Here is a 21731-nt window from a genome sequence, read left to right as displayed (position 1 = left end):
CAGGCATGGCCTATCGCTTAGGTGTGGATGTCGGTGGCACGTTCACCGACTTCCTGCTGATGAATGAAGAGACCGGGCAGACCCACACCGCCAAGGTGCCATCAACGCCACAGGACCAGTCCATTGGTGTGTTAAACGGTGTCGCGCGTGTGTGTGACGAATCGGGTGTTAACCCGGCAGACATCAAGCTGGTAATGCACGGTACTACCGTGGCCACCAATGCGGTACTTACTGGCAAGGGGGCCACAGTTGGGCTGGTCACCACCGCCGGTTACGAAGACACACTGCAGGTTGCGCGCTCGTTTTGTCCTGGCGGTCTGGGCGGTTGGGTGAGCTACGTGAAGAAACCGCTGCTGGCACCACTGGAGTTAACTATCGGTGCCCGTGAGCGCGTCGGTGCTGACGGCGAGGTGGTAGAGGCACTGGATGAGGCCGCATTGCGGGCTGATCTTGAAACTCTGAAAGCCCGCGGTGGTATCGAAGCCCTGACGATCTGTTTTATCAACGCTTACATCAATGCAGAACATGAGCGCCGCGCGCAGGTTATCGCCGAAGAAGTTTTCTGCGACACGCCTATTTCTATTTCCAGTGATGTTGTGCCGGAAATGCAGGAGTACGAGCGCACAGAAACCACGGTGGTTAACTCCTATGTGCGGCCCGAGGTAGAGCAGTACGTCAATAACCTTCAGGCAGCGCTGGAACAGAAGATGGGTGAAGACACCCAGCTGTCCATCCTGCGCTCAGACGGTGGTCTGGCGTCGGCGCGTGCGTCGGCGGAATCGCCAGTAAATTTGTTGATGTCCGGCCCAGCGGGTGGGGTGGCGGGTGCCATCTACTTTTGCAGCCGCGCGGGTTATGACGACATCCTGACCTTTGATATGGGCGGTACGTCTACCGACGTTGCCCTGATTCAGAACTCGCGTGCACGCGTTCGTCGAGAAACCTTTGTGGGTGATGTGCGTGTGCGCGCACCGTCAGTGGACGTGCGTACAGTGGGCGCCGGCGGTGGCTCCATTGCCTTTGTGCCCGAACTCACCAAAGCGCTGCGTGTAGGTCCTGAGTCTGCCGGTGCTGTCCCCGGGCCTGCCTGCTACATGAAGGGTGGCGTAGAGCCGACTGTCTGCGACGCTAACGTGGTGTTGGGTTATCTCCCCTCTGACGTCCAGTTAGGCGGTGCGATGGAAATCAATCGCGACGCATCCGTTGCGGCTGTTCAGAAGGTCGCTGATGCCATGGGCATTGAGCTGATGGAAGCGGCCGAAGGCATCATCAAAATTGTGAACGAAGCCATGTTCGGTGCGCTGCGGCTAGTGTCGGTAGAGCAGGGCTATGACCCACGCGATTTTGCTTTGGTGGGCTTCGGTGGCGCTGGCCCCCTGCATGCTAACGCTCTGGGCATTCTCACTGACGCCTGGCCTGTGATTGTGCCGCCCGGCCCGGGTGTACTTTGCGCCTACGGTGACGCCACTACACAGGTGCAGGATGAAGCTGCGCGAACCTACATCACCATGGCCTCGGATCTGACCGATGAGCAACTGCGCGCCGACCTGAGAGAGCTACAGCTGCGGGCCGGGGAGTCGCTGGTTGCTGACGGTATTCCCGTCGAAGACCACGAGATCGGCTACCAGGCTGACTTGCGATACGCGGGGCAGGCCTTCCAGATTACCGTGGACTTTACTGAGCAGGAGCTGACAGAGCGGGGTATCTCCTTGCTGACGGACCAGTTCGATGCGGAGCACGAGCAGTTGTTCACTTTCAAACTGGGTGACGGGCACGAAATCCTGATGATTCGCGCTGTTGCCAAGGCGCGGGCCAAGGCCATCGCCGAGATGAGTCTGGGTACTGCCGGTACAACGTTGGATGAGTGCAAGTTGCACCAGAGCAAGTTCTTCTTCGAGGGGCAGTGGCACGAAGCGGGCATCTACGATCGCAACAAGCTACACGAAGGGCTTGTGGTGGCTGGCCCTGCCATCGTCAGCGAAATGGACTCCACCACCGTGGTGCTGCCGGGCTACGACGCCCGTGTTGATGCTGTGGGCAACCTTCTAATAAACCCGGCGGCGTAAGGAGACCAGGACAATGAGTGCAACAATTATCCAGACTAATACGGCGCCCCTGAATCCGGTTGAGGTCGACGGAGTCACGGTAGACATCATTGAGAACGCGCTGCGCAATGCGCGGGAAGAGATGGATGCTGTGCTGTTCCGCACCGCCATGTCGCCTGGCATCCGTGAGCAGGGCGACTGCTTCCCGATGATCGCTAATCGCGACGGGAAAATGGTGGTGGGTCAGTTCGGCTCGTTCATTGGACCCTTCCTTGAAGCCTACGATGAGGAGATTGAGGAAGGCGATATTATCCTCACCAACGATCCTTACATGTGTAACGCCGCAGTGTCGCACCTGCCCGACTGGGTGGTGCTGGTGCCGGTGTTCAAAGAAGGCAGGCACATCGCCTGGTCGGCGATGTTCGGTCATATGTCAGATAACGGCGGCATGGTCCCCGGCTCGATTCCTATTGAGGCCACTACTATTTACCAGGAAGGCATCCGCATTCCGCCCATCAAACTGTACAAGAAGGGTGAGCTGCAGGCGGATCTGCTGGAGCTAATCCTTCATAACGTGCGCACTCCGCAGTGGAACCGCTTCGATCTGAATGCACTGGTAGCGGCCTGTAACACCGCGGCAAAGCGCTGCGTTGAATTGGCTGAGCGCTTTGGTGATGAGGTCCTGATCTCCACCATGGACACCATGCTGTCGCGCAACCACGCGGCAATGAAACACATCATCGAGATGTTCATCCCCGAAGAGCCGCGCGAGTTTGAAGACTTCCTCTGCGACGACGGTATGGGCATGGGCCCGTATCGCATCAAGTGCAAGATGTGGCGCGAGGGCTCGACAGCGATTTTCGATTTCGAAGGCACTGATCCGCAGGCGCAGAGCTCGGTAAACTTCTTCCTCAACGAAGACATGTTCAAGATGTTCTTCGGTTCCTTCACGATCAACGTGGTGGATCCGCAGATCGTATTTAACGACGGCTTCTATGACCTCGTTGATGTGCGCATTCCGCAGGGCACTCTGCTTAAGCCCAATTTCCCGGCGGCCTTGTCAGGCCGTACGCACGCCTTGGGTCGTATCTTCGATCTGCTGGGCGCGCTATTGGGCATGGGCGCACCGGAGCAAATGCTGAACGCGGCGGGCTTCTCCGATTCACCCCACCTGTTCTACTCGGGCTATGACCAGCGTGAAGGTAAGAATGGCGATTGGTTCCAGCTGTTCCAGATTGGCTTCGGCGGAATTCCCGGACGCCCGGTCGGTGATGGTCCGGACGGTCACTCGCTCTGGCCTGGCTTCACCAACGTGCCCAACGAATTTATCGAGTCGTACTTCCCACTGCGCATTGAGCGCTACGAAACCATCCCTGATTCCGGAGGTGCGGGGCTGCACCGTGGCGGCAACGGCCTCAGTGTGGCCTATCGATTCCTCGCTGACGGTGAAATAGGTATTCACGATGAACGCTGGTTGACCTATCCCTGGGGCGTATTGGGCGGAGAGACCGGCAAGCGGTCCACCAAGAAACTGGTGCGCAAGGATGGCTCTGAGGAATGGCTGCCCGCGAAAATCGAAGGTGTGAAAGTGCAGGCGGGTGATCTGCTGTACTTCAACACCTGGGGCGGCGGCGGCTGGGGTGATCCCTATGATCGCGATCCCGCATTGGTTTTGCAGGATATAGCGCGGCGTCTGGTAACGCCTGAGGGTGCCAAGCGCTATGGCGTGATTGTTTCAGAAGACGGCGTGTTCGATGAGGCTGCCACCGAAGCCCGGCGTGCCCAGCTAAAGGCTGAGCGCGGTGAAGTGACGGTGTTTAACCGCGGCGGAACCATCGAGGAATTGAAGGCACGCTGTCTGGAAGAAACGCACATGCCGGCGCCCGAGTCCCCGCGTTTCAACCCCAGTAGCGCCGCCTAAGCCATGCCAGACCTTAGCCGCCAATCACAGTCACTGGGCCAGAGGCCCGCGTTGGTGTTGGTAGACCTGATCAACGGGTTTACCGATCCCACCTGCCCGTTGGGCAGCGACAGTGATGCGGTGGTGGCAGCCAATGCCAGATTGCTGGACGCCTTCCGCAACAAGGGTTTGCCCGTGTTTTACACCACGGTGGTGTATCGCGACGCCAATCAGGCGCCGGTGTTCCGCTCGCGTTTGCCGGCGCTGGACGTTCTGCAGCCCGACTCACACTGGGTTCAGGTGGATGCACGCCTGGCACCTCGTGAGGGTGAAGAGCTGATCGAAAAGCAGTACGCCAGCGGCTTCTTTGGCACCAATCTCAACGAGGCGCTGCAGGCGGCAGGTGCCGACAGCCTTGTAGTCACCGGGCTCACTACTTCAGGCTGCGTGCGCGCAACGGCAGTGGATGGTCTGCAACACGACTACCCGGTTTGCATACCCCGCGAGGCCGTGGGTGATCGCAGTGCGCAGGCGCACGAGGCTAATCTGCATGACCTGCACGCCAAGTATGCGGATGTTGTGAGTAGCGCTGATGTTCTGAGCGCGATTGCCGAGAGGGGGCGCAGCTAATGGCATCGATACGTAACAGCAAAGTCAGAGTGCTCTTGGTGGGGTATCGCAAGTTCAGTGAGCTGATCAATGCGGTTGTCCACGAGTTCGAAGATCAGGCTGAGGTGACCATCGTCGAGTCTGTGGCCAATGGCAACACGGATTATCGCAGCCTGGTGGCATTGCACGAGCCTGACGTTGTAGCGAGCGCGGGTTCCAACGCTGCCTATTTGTCAGCAACCCTGTCCGTGCCCGTGATCAGCCAGCCGGTGTCAGATGCAGACATCGTAGAGGCACTGGAAAAAGCACAACGCATCGCCCGCAATGTTCACCTGTTTTATTATCAGGCGGCGAATGCCGAGCCGCCGCGCTTGCTCGAAAGCTTGCAGGGCATGGTGAAGTTTGACTTTACGCCGCACGGTTACACGACCTCTGGCCAGGCCAGTGAGTCTTTTCAGTTGGCAATGGCTGAGGAGCGTCCCGGTGTGATTGTGGGCCCAAGTTACACTTGCCACATGGCCGAGCAGGCCGGGCTGCCCGCCATCTTGGTCTACAGCCGAAGCTCTGCGCGTGACTTGTTGCGAGCAGCCATCGAAGCGGGCAATGCCTATCGCGGCCAAACCAGCGCCGAGCCCGATAAGAGTCGCGACGAGTTTGTTATCCGCTCGCCCAGCATGGAGCGACTTGCCAAACTGGCCGCTATTTACGCGCGTGGCGATGGCGCAGTGCTGATCCAGGGCGAAAGCGGAACTGGTAAAGAGCATATTGCCAAAGAGATTCATCGCCTGAGTGACTACCAGGAAGGGCCGTTGGTGGCGCTTAACTGCGGCAGCATTCCCAACGACCTGTTCGAGAGTGAACTGTTTGGGTATGTCGAGGGTGCCTTTACCAGTTCACGCAGGGGCGGGCGCATTGGCCTTATCGAGCGCGCCAATGGTGGCGTGCTCTATCTCGATGAGGTCGGTGAAATGCCCGCGTCACAGCAGGTGAAGCTGCTGAGGGTGCTGCAGGAAAAGCGTGTCCGCCCCGTGGGCAGCAATCGTGAGATACCCCTTAACTTCAAGTTGCTCTCAGCAACCAACCGGGATCTGGGCGCCGCGGTGGCCCAGGGTCGCTTCCGCGACGATCTGTACTACCGACTCAACGTCTTCTCACTGCAAATGCCGCCGCTACGGGAGAGGGTGGAAGACGTAAAGGCGATTGCACAGTACTACCTGCAACGCTACGCGCGTCAGTATCAGGTGGCCATTGATGCGGTCAGCGTTTACGCGGGCGTGGCGCAGCACTTCGCCAATTATCACTGGCCCGGCAATGTGCGCGAACTCCAGAACTTTATCGAGCGTCTGGTCGTCAATCAGGCGGCACAATCTCAGGACCCAAACGCGGCCCCGCTGGAACAGGTGCTGCCGGAGCTGTTTGCGCCGGTAAGCCGGGCATCCACATCGCCGGCTTCCCTGCGCGAGCAGGAGACAGACGCCATTCTCGAGGCCATGTCGCGCTTTAACGGTGACAAAAACAAAGTGGCTCAGGCACTGGGCATTAGCACAACAACACTGTGGCGCAGATTACGCGTTATAGAAAACAGCAGTGGCGAGAGCAGTCATTCATTTTCAAGCGGTACAACATCCGGGTAATAAGAGGCAGGAGGAATGCCATGAACCTAAGTAAAAAACCATTGGTAGGAGCGCTGGCTGCCGCACTGGTATCGACGATTCCGTCGCTCAGTGCACAGGCGCAGTCGGAAAGTTTTACGATAGAGGAGGTCGTGGTGACTGCGCGTAAGCGCAGTGAGAACCTGCAGGACGTTCCCATCGCAATCACGGCCATCGATGAGGGCACGATTGAGCGTGCCGGTATCGAGCGGGCATCTGACTACATCGGTCTGATTCCTAACGTGACCCTTGTAGATACGGCCAATGTGGGTGACACACAGGTGAGCATTCGCGGTGTAGTTTCAACCCGTGATGCCGAATCAACCTTCGCCTATGTTGTTGATGGCGTACTCAGCACAAACCCCAATAGTTTCAATGAAGAGCTGTTTGACGTAAAGCAGATTGAAGTTCTGAAAGGCCCCCAGGGCGCACTCTACGGCCGCAACGCCGTTGCGGGTGCCATTTTGGTAACCACGCAGGCACCTACGAACGAGTTTGAGGCCAAAATTGGCGGCGGCGTCGGCAATAATGGCGCCTATAAAGTCAATGCCATGATCAGTGGGCCGATTATCGAGGACACGCTGCTCGGTCGTTTGTCCATAAGTACGCGCGAAACCGATGGCTTCTACGAGAATGACTTTACCAATCAGGACGACGTCGTCGACTTCATTGAAGATACCAGCGTTCGAACGCGCTTTATCTGGAATGTGAATGAAGACCTTAGCTTCGACTTCCGTGCCGGTTACTCCGAGGTGGATGCAGGTGCGATTAATTTTAATGCCGCTTTTGCCATCCCAGCCTTCGTCGATGCGTTAGGCTCAGAAGAGTTTTTCAAGGACGTAAACGATCTCGATTTCGTGTTTCAGTTCAATACGCCCAATGGTAATGAGCAAGAAACTCTTGATCTTGCTCTTAAGGCTGATTGGAACCTAGGCTTCGCAGATTTTGTCGCCAGTGTTGCGTATAACGACCTTGAGGAGTATTTGATCTCAGATGGCACCAGCGCGACATTCTACGGCTATGAACTGACCGGCGCGTGCCAGAACGACCGCGCCACGATCAACAGCTTTACGCGCCCTGATCTGTTTGGTGGCCAACTCGATCCTTTCCTAGTTTTGCCTCCGGGTGCCGATTTTCAGGGTGTGTATGGTCCCTACACGGCGACTGCTTGTGACGGTTACCAGTATCAGGAGCGCAACCAGGAAGACTTGAGCATCGACGCGCGTCTGGTCTCAGCCGAAGACGGCCCTTTCAGTTGGATCGGTGGTGTCTACTTCGCCGAGATCGAGCGTGAGGTTGTGGTGGCCTATGGCGCGGACACTGGCGCTGGCTTTGACCGTGCTCCTTACGTGTCACCCACAGGTCCCAATCCGACAGACCTTTTGTTCTGGGATGATTTCGATACCACGGTCTATGCCGCGTATGGTCAGCTTGAGTTTGACCTGACGGATACATTGGAGCTGGCAATCGCTGCTCGCTACGACTACGAAGATCGCGAAGTCAGCAACCAGGTACCGAACGTTACTAACTCTGGTCTCAACATCAACCTGCTGGATGCCAATGGTAATCCGGGCCCCATCAACCCTGCGTTTGCCAACAACCCCGCAGGCATTCCGGACCGGGATGATTCGTTTAGCCAGTTCCAGCCCAAAGTGACTCTGAATTGGGCAGCGAGTGATGAAATCAACTTCTACGCCAGCTATGGCATCGGCTTCCGGTCAGGCGGTTTTAACTCAGTGGGTACTGAAGACCTGTTGAACTTCTGGTTCAACGCCGGCTTTGGCGGACCTGGTGAAGACGTGAATGCGCAACTGCAGGTGACCGACGATTATGACAAGGAGGTCTCAACCGCCTACGAGATCGGGATGAAGTCCGAGTTCTTTGATCGCCGGCTTCGCCTGAACGCAGCTGTGTTCCGCACGGATGTTGAAGACAACCAGTTCTTCGAATTCTTTGCTGGCCCGTTTGGTCTGCTGCGCTCAGTGACAACCATCGATGAGATGTATGTGCAGGGCTTCGAGGCTGACTTTACCTTCGCCGCGGCTGAGGGTCTAACACTTTACGGGGGTATCGGTTTGTTGGATTCTGAGATCGAAAAGAACAGCAACCGGCCACTGTCTGAAGGTAATGATGTACCGCAGGCACCTGAGACTACGGGCAACCTGGGTGTTGAATTCGTATACCCTGCCTTTGGCAATGTCGATCTCGTAAGCCGCATTGACTGGCAGTACACCGGAGAGATGTGGTTTCACACCTTGCAGGGTGAGCAGACTCCGACAATCTGGAACAACCTGTTCGGTGCGCCTGTCTTCAACCAGGATATGTCCAAGTCGTCACGAGATTCTTTCTCGACGGTTGATGCGCGGATAGGGTTAGAGGCTGATAACTGGTCTGTGACTGCCTGGGGTCGCAATCTGACGGATGAGGAGTATCTGCAGGAAGTGATCCCCGCGCCGGAATTTGGCGGCAGCTTCAACCATCCCTCGGCATTGCGCTCATATGGCGTGGACTTCTCCTACCGCTTCTAGGCGATAGGATGGCAAAAAAACCGCGCGGGCAACCGCGCGGTTTTTTTATGCCTGGCCGTTCCAGGAGTCCTGGAAAAGAATCTCCGCCACCGGCTTGCGCTTCAGCTTGGTTAGCTGCTTTACGGGTTTGCCCAGCGGCATTATGGTCGCGACCGCCCAGGTGGGTGGAATGTCCAGCAAGGCTTGAATCTCAGGTTCTTTCGCGACACCCCAGGTGGTCATGGTGCCGCCGTAGCCTTCGTTTCTGGCGGCGAGTAGGATGTTCCACGCCAGCGGGTAGATAGATCCGCCACTGATAACGCCCACTCTGTCCAGATCTTTATCCATACTGGCCACCAGCGCCATATCGACCGTCACCACCAGCACCGTCGGTGCATTGCGTATATGGGCCACCAGCCAGTTGGGCGGTTCGGCTGCGAGCACGTCATCATCGCTGACGGCACTGGGGTGTATGGTGTTGAGTGGGCTATCGCCCGCCTGCATTTCCAGCAAATATCGTGTCGCACAGGGCAGGGATAAGTCTGCCAGCGCCTCACGTTTTGCCCGGTCCTGCACCTGGATAATGCGCCAACCCTGCCGATTGCCGCCGCTAGGTGCAAAGCGCGCGTTGTCGATAATGCGCTGCAGCACCTCACCGGGTACGGGGTCACCTGTGAACTCCCGGCAGGCGAAGGTGGTCCGCATGACCTCATAAAGATCCATGGTGCTCTCCCTGTCGCGTGTCGGCGCCGCTGCGCGGCGCCGGTGGTATCAGGCTTCTTCGGTTTCCTCGCGCCAGCTGTCTATCGCAGGGCAGGCGCAAAAGAGGTTGCGGTCACCATAGACGTTGTCCACGCGGTTTACCGGTGGCCAGTACTTGTCCATGCGCAATGACGTCACGGGATAGGCCGCTTGTTCCCTTGTGTAGGCATGTGGCCAGTCGCTGGCAGTCACCTCGTTCACAGTGTGAGGCGCATTTGCCAGGGGGTTGCTGTCGCTGCTCAGTCTTCCGTCTTCCACAGCCCGGATTTCCTCGCGAATCGTGATCAACGCGTCACAGAAACGATCCAGTTCTGCCAATGACTCCGACTCGGTGGGTTCCACCATTAGGGTGCCGGCCACGGGGAACGACATGGTGGGGGCATGGAAGCCGTAGTCGATCAAACGTTTGGCAACATCTTCTTCCGTGATACCGCTGGCCTCCTTGATAGGGCGCATATCGATAATGCACTCGTGGGCCACGCGACCGCTGGTGCCGGTGTACAGAATCGGGAAGTGATCCTGAAGACGGTAGGCGATGTAGTTGGCGCTGAGAATCGCAACCTTGGTTGCCTGTGTTAAGCCCTCGCCGCCCATCAGGGCAATGTAGGCCCAGGAAATCGGCAGGATCGACGCACTGCCGTAGGGCGTTGCCGATACCACATCGTTGGTCTCGGGCAAGCCGGGGACCGGCGCCACGGGATTGGTGGGCAGGAATGGCTGCAAGTGTTTGCCGACGCCAATCGGCCCCATGCCGGGGCCGCCGCCACCGTGAGGGATGCAGAAGGTTTTGTGCAGGTTAAGGTGAGAGACGTCTGCGCCGAATTTGCCCGGCGCTGCCAAGCCCACCAGCGCGTTGAGATTTGCGCCATCCACGTAAACCTGCCCGCCGTGACTGTGGATGATCTCGCACAGCTCGACGATGGACTCTTCAAACACACCATGGGTGCTTGGGTAGGTCACCATGATCGCCGCCAGGTCATCAGTATGACGCTCCGCCTTGGCGGTCAGGTCTGCCATGTCGACATTACCCAGGTTGTCACACTCAACGATAACGACTTTCATGCCCGCCAATGCGGCGCTGGCCGGATTGGTGCCATGCGCGGAAGAGGGAATCAGGCAGACATTGCGCTGATGATCCCCGCGGCTTTCGTGGTAGCGGCGGATCGCCAGCAAGCCGGCGTATTCGCCCTGTGAACCAGCGTTGGGTTGCATGGAAATGGCGTCATAGCCCGTGCACTCAAGCAGCATGGTGTCCAACTCAGCCAGCAACTCTCGATACCCCTGGGTCTGGTCCACGGGTGCAAAGGGGTGCAGGGCGCCAAACTCCGGCCAGGTTACTGCCAGCATTTCGGTGGTGGCGTTGAGCTTCATCGTGCAGCTGCCCAGGGGGATCATGGCACGGTTGAGTGCGATGTCCTTGCTTTCCAGGCGGCGCATGTAGCGCAGCATCTCTGTCTCTGAATGGTATTCGTTGAACAGTGGGTGCTGCAGGTAGTCTACATCGCGGGCAGATGCATCCGGGATACCCGAATGCGCGCAGGAAGTCTCCAGCGCCGCAGCATCGGCTGCATCACTGCCGGTAAAGGCTGCGACCAGGTCGCGTACATCCGCAATGCTGGTGGTTTCGTCCAGCGCTACGGAAAGCTTGTCATCGCCAAGGATGCGCAGATTCATGCCCAGTTCCAGGGCGCGCGCGATGATTTCAGCCTGCCGAGTACCAACACTGATCGTCAGCGTATCGAACCAGCTGCTGTTGTCCGGTGCCAGACCCGCATCTGTCAGGGCGCTGGCCAGCACGTTGGTCAGCGTATGGGTGCGCTCGGCAATCCGGCGCAGGCCCTGAGGGCCGTGATACATCGCATAAAACGCTGCCATGATGGCCAGCAGTGCCTGCGCGGTGCAGATATTCGACGTGGCTTTCTCCCGACGGATGTGCTGCTCCCGGGTTTGCATGGCCATGCGCAGGGCCTGATTGCCGGCGCGGTCAACGGAGACGCCAATGATGCGCCCCGGGGTAGAGCGCTTGTAGGCGTCGCGCGTGGCGAAAAATGCTGCGTGAGGACCGCCAAAGCCCATGGGAACCCCAAATCGCTGGCTGTTGCCCACGACCACGTCTGCACCCAGTGCGCCGGGTGCCGGTAGCAGGGTGAGTGCCAGCAAGTCTGTGGCGATGGTAACCAGGGTATTGCGACTGTGTGCCTGCTCGATCATCGGTGCGATGTCTGTGACTGCGCCATCCGTACCGGGGTATTGCACCAGCAGTCCAAAAGCTTCCGTGTCGGCCAGCAGCGCTGCAGGGTCACCGATCTGTACATCGATGCCCAGTGCTTCCGCGCGCGTCTGGATAACAGCGATGGTTTGGGGGTGGCAATTGTCTGCAATCAGGAAGGTATTGCTGCGATTCTTTTTGTTGACCCGCTGCAGCAGTGTCATGGCTTCAGCCGCCGCGGTGCCCTCATCCAGCATAGAGGCGTTGGCCAGCTCCATACCGGTAAGGTCCATGACCATTTGCTGGTAAGTCAGCAGCGCTTCCAGGCGACCCTGCGATATCTCGGGTTGGTAGGGCGTGTAGGCGGTGTACCAGCCGGGATTTTCCAGCACATTTCGCTGTATCACCTGGGGGGTGTAGGTGTTGTGATATCCCGTACCGATGAACGAGCGATTCACAACATTCTTGCTGGCGATCTCGCGCAGGCGAGCAATCACCGCCTGCTCGGTCTGTGCGCTGGGCAGGTCCATGGTACGGCGTATGCTGTCGGGTACTGTGTCGTCGATGAGCGCGTCCATGCTCTCGTAACCGATGGTCTGGGCCATCTCTTGTTGCTGCTTTGGCGTCGGTCCAATATGACGCTGAACGAATTCTGCGTGATTTTCGAGGTCAAATAGCGGTGCGCGCTTCATAAAGTCTCCATGGACGAGAAACGGTTAAAAAGGGGCGGGTTTTGACGGGCGCGATGGTAACAGTCTCCACCTTTACCAGCAATTACATAGTATGAATAATAACCAACCTGCACAGGCTCGCCATGCCAGCTATAAACAGCATTGCACTGAGAGATGCACTGGCCGCCGCCCGGCGTTGTACGCTGTGTGAGTCCGACCTGCCACTGGGCGCAAACCCCGTGCTGCGCGCCACCGACACCGCGAAGCTCCTCATCATCGGTCAGGCCCCGGGCACGCGTGTGCACGCCAGTGGCGTGCCCTGGGACGATCCCAGTGGCGCACGTCTACGGGCGTGGCTGGGTATTTCAGACGCTCAGTTCTACGATGAACAGCAGGTTGCCATCGTGCCCATGGGCTTCTGCTACCCGGGCAGGGGGAAGTCGGGTGACTTGCCGCCGGATCCGCGCTGCGCCCCCCGCTGGCACCAGGAGATTCTTGGTGCTCTAGGGCAGGTTAAAATGACCCTGCTCGTCGGCCAGTATGCCCAGCGCTACTACCTGCCCGAAACGCGCTCACAGACCCTGACAGCACGGGTCCGTGAATGGCCGCAGTATTCGCCACAAATCTGGCCGCTGCCACATCCTTCACCACGCAATAATATCTGGCTTGCCAGGAACACTTGGTTTGAGGGGGAATTGCTGCCTCAGCTACAAGACAGGGTGAGGGACGTGCTCGCATAGGCTTGCGCAATCTTCGAGTGCCAGTGACACTGCGCCCTGCAAAAAAGGAAGACTACATGGAAACCGTCACTCCTGAATCAGTGGGCTTGAACAGTACGCAGCTGGAACGCATAGGGCAGCACCTTGACGACCGCTATGTCTCACCGGGAAAAATTCCCGGCTATCAGGTGCTCGTCGCCCGGGATAATCAGCTTTGTTACCACCGCACCTCGGGTCTGCGGGATCTAGAGAGACAGACGCCGCTCACTGATGACACGGTCTTCCGCATCTATTCCATGACCAAGCCGGTGACCTCACTGGCACTGATGACCCTGTACGAGAAGGGAAAATTCGCATTGGAAGATCCTGTGCACCGATTCATTCCCCAGTGGCGGGACATGCGCGTTTGGAAAGCGGGTGCCTGGCCGCTGTTCGATACCGTGCCCTGCGCGCGCCCCATGACGGTCCGCGATTTGCTCACACATACCTCGGGGTTGACGTACGACTTCTTGCGCGCCAGCAACATCGATAGAGCCTATCGCAAGCAGGGAGTGGCCCGCCCCGAGCCTGGCTACACCCTTGAGGACATGGTGAATCAGCTGGCCGCGCTGCCACTGGAGTTCTCACCGGGTGAAAAATGGAACTACTCGGTGGCGACGGATGTACTGGGATACCTGGTGGAGGTCATTAGCGGTAAACCGTTTGACCGGTTCCTACAGGACACAATCTTTGAACCCTTGGGCATGGGAGATACGGGGTTCATTATCCGCCAGGATCAGGAGGCGCGCTTCGCAAGCTGCTACCAACGCAATACCTCCAAAGCGCTTGAGCTGACGGATGATGGACAGGCCAGTGCGTACCGGGATCGCAGTTTTCACTCCGGCGGCGGCTTGGTATCCACAACGGCGGATTACTTTCGCTTCTGCCAGATGTTGGCAAACGGCGGTACTCTCGACGGCGAGCGCATTATTGGCTCACGCACCCTGGAGTTCATGACGGCTAACCACCTGCCCGGGGCAGTCGATATGTCCGAGTTTGCGGTGGGTAGCTTTAGTGAAACGGCTTACGAGGGGGTGGGCTTCGGTCTGGGATTTGCGACCAAGGTGGACCCTATCGCGAACGGGTATCCGGCCTCTGAAGGATCGTTCTACTGGGGCGGTCTGGCCAGCACCCTTTTCTGGGTAGACCCGGTAGAGGATCTGATCGTCATCTTTATGACCCAGTTGATCCCCTCCAGCACCTTTAACTTCCGCGGGCAATTGGAGTCCCTGGTGTATGGCGCCCTGGAATGAGGCTCAGACCCCGTCGTACTCGATCGCGGTAATGATGTAGAACTGTTCCCCGGCAGGGCTCTGCACACTGATTTGATCGTCCAACCTCTTGCCAATGAGTGCTCTGGCCATTGGCGAGTCCATGCTGAGCTTGCCCTGACTCACGTCAAACTCGTCCGGCCCAACAATCCGCCATTTCACCCGGTCGCCGTCCTCGGTCTCCAACTCAACCCGTGCCCCGAAGAATACCTTGTTCGTGTCAGCCGGCGCACGATCGACGACCTCCAGTTCATCCAGCCGTTTGTTGAGAAATCGCACTCGTGAGTCAATCTCGCGCAGCCTGCGCTTCCCATAAATGTAGTCGCCGTTCTCCGAGCGATCACCGTTTTTTGCCGCTTCGTGAACAGCGTTGGTGACCTGCGGCCGTTCAACTTTCCACAGCTGATGCAGCTCGGAGCGCAGTGCTTGCTCGCCCTCGGGGGTGATGTACGGTGAACCGCGCCTACGCGGTGGTCGGTAGCGTCCCATAATTGTCAGAGTAGTGAGTAATGCGGTTCTGGAGTATACCCCGAGGGAAGTGCGGTTACGCCGCTGCAGTGCTTGAACGTGACAGCGCGTGACTACCTGGCCCGTCAGCTTTCACCGGGCAGGACAGGCGAGAACCAGAGCGTTAGACTTTGGCTAATACAATTCCCTGATGATTGCCATGACGTTGCAGACACCCTCGTTCATTCACACCTCCTTGCGGCAGTTACTACCGTTACTGCTGATCCTCACCCTGCCAACAGTTACTCTGGCCCAGACACCGAGTGGACGCGACTGCGTGAGGCTTGAAGGTCGCCTGCTGCCGGGTGGAATGGTGTATTCACGTGTAGCGCCGGGTGTCAGCGTGGCTTTGGATGGTGAGCCCCTGGATGTTTTGCCGGATGGCCTGGTGATATTTGGTCTTGGCCGGGATGCATCGTCCCAATTTACGTTGACGCTAAGTGGTGCCAAAAACTGCACGCGAACCGTGGGAATTGCCTCTCGCCAATACAATATTCAGCGAGTGGAGGGTGTGCCCCAGCGCACGGTAACGCCAGATCCTGCCCATCAGGAGCGCATCCGCAGGGAGCGCCAATTGGTAAGCGCCGCCAAAGCCCAGCGATTCGAACGGCCCGATTTACTCAATGCTGTGGTGACCGGGTTTGTTTGGCCCGCGGTCGGGCCGATCTCCGGGGTCTATGGTAGCCAGCGCATCTATAACGGGCGGCCCGGCAATCCGCATTATGGCGTCGATGTTGCCCTGCCGACGGGTTCGCCTGTCGTTGCACCGGCCGGAGGCATTGTCACCCTGGCTGAGCCAGACCTGTTCTACTCAGGCGGGACGATTATTCTGGATCACGGCTACGGGCTGTCTTCCTCTTTCCTTCACTTGAGTGAGATTGATGTTGCAGTGGGGCAAGAAGTGGCAGTGGGTGAGCTGATCGGGAAGATAGGTGCCAGTGGTCGTGCCACCGGTCCCCACCTCGATTGGCGAATGAGTTGGCGTAACCAGCGGGTCGACCCGCAGTTGCTGGTGCCGCCTATGTCGGACGCGCTGCCCCAGCCATAAAAAATCCGTATAATGGCGCCGAATTTGAGTGCCGAAAGCTATGATCGACAAGAAACTACTCACCATTCTAGTGTGCCCTGTTACCAAGGCGCCACTGGAGTATCGCGAAGACGATAACGAACTGGTCTGCAAGGCCAGTGGTCTGGCGTATCCGGTGCGTGACGGCATCCCCGTGATGCTGGAGACCGAGGCGCGACAACTAACCGCAGACGAGAAGCTGGGTTAGGACATCGCCATGTCAGACACTATTTTCGGCAAGATCATCAGTGGCGAAATACCCTCGGAGTTCCTCTATGAGGACGAGCATTGTATTGCCATCAATGACATCAATCCCCAAGCACCGATTCATGTGCTGGTGATCCCGAAGAAAGCGATTCCCCGGCTGGTGGATGCGGGCGCCGATGATCAGGAGCTCCTTGGCCACCTGATGCTGGCTGTGGGCAAGATAGCCGCCCAGCTTGGAGTGGCCGACGCCTTTCGGCTGGTCGTCAATAACGGTGAAGGCGGCGGCCAGACCGTCTTCCACCTGCACCTGCATATCCTCGCGGGAACAAACTTCGCTGAAGCCTCGATCGCTCACTGAGCGATCCAACGCCATTATCGAGAGACAGTATGAAAACCGGTGAAATCCGCGAGGCTTTTCTCGCTTTCTTTGAAAACAACGGACACACCCGCGTCCCCAGCAGCTCATTGGTCCCCCATGACGACCCGACGTTGCTGTTCACCAACGCGGGCATGAACCAGTTCAAGGACACCTTCCTCGGTACTGACCCACGCGCCTACGTGCGCGCGACGAGCAGTCAGAGATGCGTGCGTGCTGGCGGTAAGCACAATGATTTGGAGAACGTGGGCTACACCGCCCGCCATCACACCTTTTTCGAGATGCTGGGTAATTTCAGTTTTGGCGATTACTTCAAGCAGGACGCGATCCGCTTTGCCTGGGAGTTCCTGACTGTCACTCTGGGTCTGCCCAAAGAGCGTCTCTGGGTAACCTGTCATGTGTCGGATGATGAAGCCGAGGAGATTTGGGTTAACGAAATCGGCTTTCCGCGTGAGCGAATCTCCCGTCTGGATGAAGACAATTTCTGGCAGATGGGTGACACCGGCCCTTGCGGACCCTGCTCCGAGATTTTCTATGATCATGGCGCAGATGTGCCTGGCGGCCCCCCCGGCAGCCCGGACGATGACCTCGATCGCTACATCGAGATCTGGAATCTCGTTTTCATGCAGTTCAATCGTGACGCGAGCGGTGAAATGCACCCGCTGCCCAAGCCTTCCGTGGATACGGGCATGGGCCTGGAGCGCATCGCTGCCGTTATGCAGCATGTGCACAGCAACTATGAGATTGATCTTTTTCAGGGCCTGATCGATGCGACAGCCGATGTGCTTGGCGTCATAGATAAAAGCGAAAAATCCCTGCGAGTGATCGCCGACCACATCCGCTCCTGCGCTTTTCTGATCGTGGATGGCGTGTTGCCTGGCAATGAAGGCCGGGGCTATGTGCTGCGCCGCATTATTCGCAGGGCAGTGCGCCACGGTAATAAGCTGGGCGCCACGGGGCCGTTCTTCTATGAGTTAGTGGCTGCACTGGTAAAGCAAATGGGTGAGGCCTACCCGGAGCTGACCGCGCAGCAGGCGCAGATAGAAAAAGCCCTGCTCACTGAAGAGCAGCAGTTTGCCAAAACTCTGGACAAGGGCATGGTGATTCTGGATGAGGCGCTGTCGCAGCTGTCTGGCAGCGAAATTCCCGGCGACGTGGTGTTCAAACTGTATGACACCTACGGATTCCCCACCGATCTTACCAACGATATAGCCCGCGAGCGCGGCCTCACGCTGGACATGGCTGGCTATGATGCAGCCATGGCCCAGCAGCGGTCCCGCTCTCAGGAGAGCGGTGCGTTCAAGGTGGACTACAACGACGTGCTCAATCTCGAGGGCAGTACGGAGTTCACAGGCTACGATCACCTGAACGGTGATGCGACCGTGGTGGCTCTGCTGAGTGATGGTGAAGCGGTGGATTCGCTGAAGCAGGATCAAGCCGGCGTTGTTGTGCTGGACAAGACGCCGTTCTACGGCGAGTCCGGCGGTCAGGTGGGCGACACCGGCTACCTCAGCGGTAGCGGTGTTCGGGTTGAGGTGAACGACACCACCAAGGCCCAGGACCACCACTTGCATCACGTGAAGGTTTTACAGGGACAGGTGTCTGTGGGCGATCAGCTGCAGGCCGAAGTCGATGCCGGTGTGAGGCAGCGGACACGGCTCAACCACTCTGCGACGCACCTTTTGCACGCGGCGCTGCGTGAGGTTTTGGGCGATCACGTGGCCCAGAAGGGCTCTCTGGTTGACTCGGAGCGGCTGCGTTTCGATTTCTCCAACCCCGAAGCGGTGTCCCGAGATGAACTCACGCAAATCCAAAGCATGGTTAATGCCCAGATCCGCGCGAATACGCCGGTTTCTACCCGCCTGATGAGCATGGAAGATGCGATGGACGCAGGTGCCATGGCACTGTTCGGCGAGAAGTATGGTGATGAAGTGCGCGTTCTCAGCATGGGCGAGAATGATTTTTCGGTGGAACTCTGCGGCGGTACACACGTGGATCGCACCGGTGATATCGGTTTGCTGCGCGTTGTGTCTGAAGGTGGCGTTGCTGCGGGGGTGCGCCGTATTGAAGCGGTTACAGGCGCAGGTGCGCTAGCGGCCATTGCCGAGCTGGACAGCCAGATGGCAGATGTCTGCGCCGCGGTCAAAGGCACAACGGATACAGCCGCCGCCAAGGTTGTGGCATTGCGTAACGATAGCCGCAATTTGGAAAAAGAGATTGCTCGCCTCAAGCAGAAGCTGGCCAGCTCCGCAGGTGGTGACCTGACCAGCAATGCCGTAGAGGTTGCTGGCTTCAAGGTGCTGGCCGCGAACGTGGACGGCGCGGATGCCAAATCGCTGCGCGATACCATGGACCAGTGCAAGAACAAGCTGGGGTCTGCGGTGATCCTGCTGTCAGCCGTGGAGGGCGATAAAATTGCCCTGGCAGCCGGCGTGACCAAGGATCTGACCGACAAGGTAAGAGCCGGGGACCTGATGAAGGAATTTGCCGGTCGCCTGGGCGGGAAGGGCGGTGGTCGCCCCGATATGGCCCAGGGCGGGGGCAGCGATGTAGCGGGTCTTGCTGCAGCGCTGAAAGATGTACCCGACTGGGTGGCGTCGCAGCTCTGATCTATGTCCCTTTCAGGCCCGGCAATGCCGCCGGGCCGGCAGCGCCAGAGCGTTGATTTTCCCGTTTATTTCTCCCCATCGTTAGTGTTTAATACCGCCCCTTTTGCTGCGGGCCAAGGGTCTTCATGAGCCTCATCGTCCAAAAATTCGGCGGAACCTCCGTCGGTTCCATCGAGCGTATTGAGCAGGTGGCCGACAAGGTGGCCCGCTTTAAGCGCGACGGACACGACCTCGTGGTTGTGGTTTCCGCGATGAGTGGCGAAACCAACCGTTTGATCGGGCTCGCGCACGAGATTCAGGCGCAGCCCGTGCCCCGTGAGATGGATGTGCTGGTCTCAACCGGTGAGCAGGTGACCACGGCGCTGCTCAGCATGGCGCTGGCTAAGCGTGGTGTATCGGCCAAGTCCTATAACGGTAGCCAGGTACGTATTCTCACGGATGATGCGCACACCAAGGCGCGGATTCGCGAGATTGATGACGCGCGACTGCACGCCGACCTCGATGCGGGTAATGTCATCGTGGTGGCGGGATTCCAGGGTGTGGATGAAAACGGCAACATCACCACACTGGGCCGTGGCGGCTCAGATACCACGGCGGTCGCACTAGCGGCGGCACTGAAGGCACAGGAATGCCAGATTTACACCGATGTCGATGGTGTTTACACCACCGATCCGCGCGTGGTTGATGGTGCTAGGCGTCTGCCACGAATCACCTTCGAGGAGATGCTGGAGATGGCCAGCATGGGCTCCAAGGTGCTGCAGATTCGCGCCGTGGAATTCGCCGGTAAATACAATGTACCTTTGAGGGTGCTACACAGTTTTCAGGAAGGCCCCGGCACGCTGATCGCGCTGGAGGAAGATGACGCTATGGAAACCCCCACTATTGCAGGCATCGCGTTCAATCGTGATGAAGCCAAGCTCACCATACTGGGTGTGCCGGATATGCCTGGTGTGGCCCACAAAATTCTGGGTCCCATTGGCGATGCCAATATCGAAGTCGATGTGATCGTGCAGAACATCGCCGAAGACAACAGCACAGACTTCACGTTCACCGTGAGCCGAGGTGACCTGCCCCGTGCAGAGGCGGTGCTGACTGAGGTGAAAACCCAGCTATCTGCCCGGGAAGTACGCAGCGATAGCAAAATTGCCAAGGTTTCTGTGGTGGGCGTTGGTATGCGCTCCCATGCCGGCGTAGCGAGCCAGATGTTCGCCGCGTTGGCCGACGTTGGCATCAATATCCAGATGATTACGACATCTGAGATCAAGATTTCGGTCATTATCGAAGAGAAGTTCCTGGAGCTGGCGGTGCGTGCCCTGCACTCATCGTTTGAGCTGGATAAGGAACCCGAGGATGAATCTGCTGCCTAAGCAGTTCAGGAAAATGGCTTTTAACAGCAACTTCAGCTACAAATAGTAGGTACACACAGGAAGTTGTGAAGGCTGGTTTGTAAATGCCGGCAGCAATCGTCGCTTTCATGCCACAAGAAGTAAGCGGCGAATGATTGGAGCAATGGATTTATGTTGATTTTGACGCGCAGAGTTGGCGAGTCACTTATGATCGGTGACGAGGTCACCATCACGGTACTGGGAGTGAAAGGCAACCAGGTACGTATTGGCGTTAACGCCCCCCGTGATGTGTCAGTGCACCGCGAAGAGATTTACAACCGCATTCAGGACGGTGACGAGCCCAACGACGCTAGCACCAATTCTCGCGATTAATTATGGCGGCATGACGCCGCTATCCCTTTGAAATTCCCACTGTTGTGTTATTATGCCGCGCTCTCAAATCAGGGCGCATCGCACTGTTTTAGAGAGTATCCGGAGAGCTGGCCGAGTGGTCGAAGGCGCGCCCCTGCTAAGGGCGTATAGGTTTATCCCTATCGAGGGTTCGAATCCCTCGCTCTCCGCCATAAACATAAGAGGGCCATCCGAAAGGGTGGCCCTTTTCTATTGCGGCAGATAGCTCGGACTTGGTTCGGACCGGGATGCCGGGCCACTTGGTTCGACAAACTCTGCGCTCAGCAGAGTTTGGACGCTAAAGTGAAGCGGCGGCGCCCGAAGGTTCGCAACGCGGGAGGCAACCGCGTTGTGATCAATCCCTTGTCCGCATTACGATTGATCTCCAGAACCACTGAAACCGTTCTCAATGATTGCCGTCGCTATCGAACTGCCTCGTAAACCGAATGACCCCATCCGGTTAGCACGTCGTCCTGAAAGACCAGTGGCGTTGTTTCGTCGCGTGTGGTCTCGCCATCTGAGTGTTTGTGGTTGGTGCGATAGAACAGGATGCGAACTTCCTTGCCGTCATCCGTGTTAAAAGCCTCGGAGTCGTCCGGCGCCCCGAGGCGATTGATGACTGCCTCACGCTCCATGCCGATTTCCAGACGACTGATGGCTTCCCGGTTGTCACGCTGAGTGTCCCACCAGTCGTCCTTATTGACGTGTTTGCCGTCGATGAATACGCAACCTGTTGCTAACAGTGACAGAGACGCGACTAGGCAAAGGCGATAAAAAACGTTCAAAACTACTTCCTCGTTTGCAGTGACTTAGGGGTCAGGCCATGCATGGCCAACAGGGAAGTAT

General features: G+C 57.9%; 17 protein-coding genes and 1 tRNA gene. 14 read left to right on the top strand and 4 right to left on the bottom strand.

Translation table 11 applies throughout. The annotated features are described in order from the left end of the window. Positions 1-5: 5 nt before the first annotated feature. From IE089_RS08125 to IE089_RS08105, 5 genes are read left to right on the top strand one after another with little or no spacing between them, the layout of a single operon-like run. On the top strand, positions 6-2066 hold the full coding sequence (locus IE089_RS08125) for a hydantoinase/oxoprolinase family protein (protein WP_189477021.1): 2061 nt from the start codon (positions 6-8) through the stop codon (positions 2064-2066). Between the two features lie 13 nt (positions 2067-2079). Then, a complete protein-coding gene (locus tag IE089_RS08120; protein WP_189477019.1) occupies positions 2080-3966 on the top strand; it encodes a hydantoinase B/oxoprolinase family protein in 1887 nt (628 codons plus the stop codon). 3 nt (positions 3967-3969) lie between these two features. Further along, positions 3970-4575 carry an isochorismatase family protein gene (locus IE089_RS08115; RefSeq protein WP_189477017.1) on the top strand — a complete coding sequence of 202 codons (606 nt, stop codon included), beginning with the start codon at positions 3970-3972 and terminating at the stop codon, positions 4573-4575. Beyond that, a complete protein-coding gene (locus IE089_RS08110) occupies positions 4575-6188 on the top strand; it encodes a sigma 54-interacting transcriptional regulator (RefSeq protein ID WP_189477015.1) in 1614 nt (537 codons plus the stop codon). Before IE089_RS08115 ends, IE089_RS08110 begins: the two co-directional genes overlap by 1 nt. A gap of 20 nt (positions 6189-6208) precedes the next feature. Then, a complete protein-coding gene (locus tag IE089_RS08105; RefSeq protein WP_189477014.1) occupies positions 6209-8734 on the top strand; it encodes a TonB-dependent receptor in 2526 nt (841 codons plus the stop codon). Between the two features lie 45 nt (positions 8735-8779). Here IE089_RS08105 and IE089_RS08100 read toward each other — a convergent pair whose 3' ends face one another. Then, entirely contained in the window at positions 8780-9436 is a 657-nt protein-coding gene (locus IE089_RS08100) for a nitroreductase family protein (protein WP_189477012.1), read from the bottom strand. Positions 9437-9484: 48 nt separating this feature from the next. Further along, positions 9485-12376, bottom strand: a complete 2892-nt coding sequence (gcvP, locus tag IE089_RS08095; protein ID WP_189477010.1) for an aminomethyl-transferring glycine dehydrogenase — start codon at positions 12374-12376, stop codon at positions 9485-9487. Between the two features lie 122 nt (positions 12377-12498). On the opposite strand from gcvP, the gene IE089_RS08090 reads away from it, so the two are divergent. Together IE089_RS08090 and IE089_RS08085 are read left to right on the top strand one after the other, a co-directional pair. Further along, a complete protein-coding gene (locus IE089_RS08090) occupies positions 12499-13095 on the top strand; it encodes a uracil-DNA glycosylase family protein (RefSeq protein WP_189477008.1) in 597 nt (198 codons plus the stop codon). A 56-nt stretch (positions 13096-13151) separates the two neighbouring features. Continuing rightward, a complete protein-coding gene (locus IE089_RS08085; RefSeq protein ID WP_189477005.1) occupies positions 13152-14366 on the top strand; it encodes a serine hydrolase domain-containing protein in 1215 nt (404 codons plus the stop codon). A 3-nt stretch (positions 14367-14369) separates the two neighbouring features. Here the strand turns inward: IE089_RS08085 and greB are convergent, their stop codons facing one another. Then, positions 14370-14873, bottom strand: a complete 504-nt coding sequence (gene greB, locus IE089_RS08080; RefSeq protein ID WP_189477003.1) for a transcription elongation factor GreB — start codon at positions 14871-14873, stop codon at positions 14370-14372. 178 nt (positions 14874-15051) lie between these two features. On the opposite strand from greB, the gene IE089_RS08075 reads away from it, so the two are divergent. The 7 genes from IE089_RS08075 (at position 15052) to IE089_RS08045 (ending at position 21058) form a co-directional block, all read left to right on the top strand. Beyond that, entirely contained in the window at positions 15052-15939 is an 888-nt protein-coding gene (locus IE089_RS08075) for a M23 family metallopeptidase (RefSeq protein WP_189477001.1), read from the top strand. Between the two features lie 40 nt (positions 15940-15979). Further along, complete coding sequence (locus IE089_RS08070) at positions 15980-16165, top strand: Trm112 family protein (RefSeq protein WP_189476999.1); 186 nt, start codon at positions 15980-15982, stop codon at positions 16163-16165. A gap of 9 nt (positions 16166-16174) precedes the next feature. Next, entirely contained in the window at positions 16175-16522 is a 348-nt protein-coding gene (locus IE089_RS08065) for a histidine triad nucleotide-binding protein (RefSeq protein ID WP_189476997.1), read from the top strand. 29 nt (positions 16523-16551) lie between these two features. After that, complete coding sequence (gene alaS / locus IE089_RS08060) at positions 16552-19149, top strand: alanine--tRNA ligase (protein ID WP_189476995.1); 2598 nt, start codon at positions 16552-16554, stop codon at positions 19147-19149. Positions 19150-19274: 125 nt separating this feature from the next. Continuing rightward, positions 19275-20516 carry an aspartate kinase gene (locus IE089_RS08055; RefSeq protein WP_189476993.1) on the top strand — a complete coding sequence of 414 codons (1242 nt, stop codon included), beginning with the start codon at positions 19275-19277 and terminating at the stop codon, positions 20514-20516. 150 nt (positions 20517-20666) lie between these two features. Further along, positions 20667-20867 carry a carbon storage regulator CsrA gene (csrA, locus tag IE089_RS08050; RefSeq protein WP_189476991.1) on the top strand — a complete coding sequence of 67 codons (201 nt, stop codon included), beginning with the start codon at positions 20667-20669 and terminating at the stop codon, positions 20865-20867. 101 nt (positions 20868-20968) lie between these two features. Then, positions 20969-21058, top strand: a tRNA-Ser gene (locus IE089_RS08045). 249 nt (positions 21059-21307) lie between these two features. Here the strand turns inward: IE089_RS08045 and IE089_RS08040 are convergent. Continuing rightward, positions 21308-21670, bottom strand: a complete 363-nt coding sequence (locus IE089_RS08040) for a DUF3192 domain-containing protein (protein WP_189476989.1) — start codon at positions 21668-21670, stop codon at positions 21308-21310. Positions 21671-21731 lie beyond the last annotated feature (61 nt).

Origin of the sequence: Parahalioglobus pacificus (assembly GCF_014652275.1) — a bacterium.
In the GTDB taxonomy this organism is placed as follows: Bacteria; Pseudomonadota; Gammaproteobacteria; order Pseudomonadales; family Halieaceae; genus Parahalioglobus; species Parahalioglobus pacificus.
This window is presented reverse-complemented; position numbering and strand designations above follow the sequence as displayed.

Excerpts from the sequence above, each read along its gene's own strand:
- greB (WP_189477003.1), bottom strand. The coding sequence starts at position 14,873 with ATGGGACGCTACCGACCACCGCGTAGGCGCGGTTCACCGTACATCACC.
- IE089_RS08105 (WP_189477014.1), top strand. The coding sequence starts at position 6,209 with ATGAACCTAAGTAAAAAACCATTGGTAGGAGCGCTGGCTGCCGCACTG.
- csrA (WP_189476991.1), top strand. The coding sequence starts at position 20,667 with ATGTTGATTTTGACGCGCAGAGTTGGCGAGTCACTTATGATCGGTGAC.
- IE089_RS08075 (WP_189477001.1), top strand. The coding sequence starts at position 15,052 with ATGACGTTGCAGACACCCTCGTTCATTCACACCTCCTTGCGGCAGTTA.
- IE089_RS08085 (WP_189477005.1), top strand. The coding sequence starts at position 13,152 with ATGGAAACCGTCACTCCTGAATCAGTGGGCTTGAACAGTACGCAGCTG.
- IE089_RS08065 (WP_189476997.1), top strand. The coding sequence starts at position 16,175 with ATGTCAGACACTATTTTCGGCAAGATCATCAGTGGCGAAATACCCTCG.
- IE089_RS08120 (WP_189477019.1), top strand. The coding sequence starts at position 2,080 with ATGAGTGCAACAATTATCCAGACTAATACGGCGCCCCTGAATCCGGTT.
- IE089_RS08055 (WP_189476993.1), top strand. The coding sequence starts at position 19,275 with ATGAGCCTCATCGTCCAAAAATTCGGCGGAACCTCCGTCGGTTCCATC.
- IE089_RS08125 (WP_189477021.1), top strand. The coding sequence starts at position 6 with ATGGCCTATCGCTTAGGTGTGGATGTCGGTGGCACGTTCACCGACTTC.
- IE089_RS08115 (WP_189477017.1), top strand. The coding sequence starts at position 3,970 with ATGCCAGACCTTAGCCGCCAATCACAGTCACTGGGCCAGAGGCCCGCG.
- IE089_RS08070 (WP_189476999.1), top strand. The coding sequence starts at position 15,980 with ATGATCGACAAGAAACTACTCACCATTCTAGTGTGCCCTGTTACCAAG.
- IE089_RS08110 (WP_189477015.1), top strand. The coding sequence starts at position 4,575 with ATGGCATCGATACGTAACAGCAAAGTCAGAGTGCTCTTGGTGGGGTAT.
- alaS (WP_189476995.1), top strand. The coding sequence starts at position 16,552 with ATGAAAACCGGTGAAATCCGCGAGGCTTTTCTCGCTTTCTTTGAAAAC.
- IE089_RS08090 (WP_189477008.1), top strand. The coding sequence starts at position 12,499 with ATGCCAGCTATAAACAGCATTGCACTGAGAGATGCACTGGCCGCCGCC.
- IE089_RS08100 (WP_189477012.1), bottom strand. The coding sequence starts at position 9,436 with ATGGATCTTTATGAGGTCATGCGGACCACCTTCGCCTGCCGGGAGTTC.
- gcvP (WP_189477010.1), bottom strand. The coding sequence starts at position 12,376 with ATGAAGCGCGCACCGCTATTTGACCTCGAAAATCACGCAGAATTCGTT.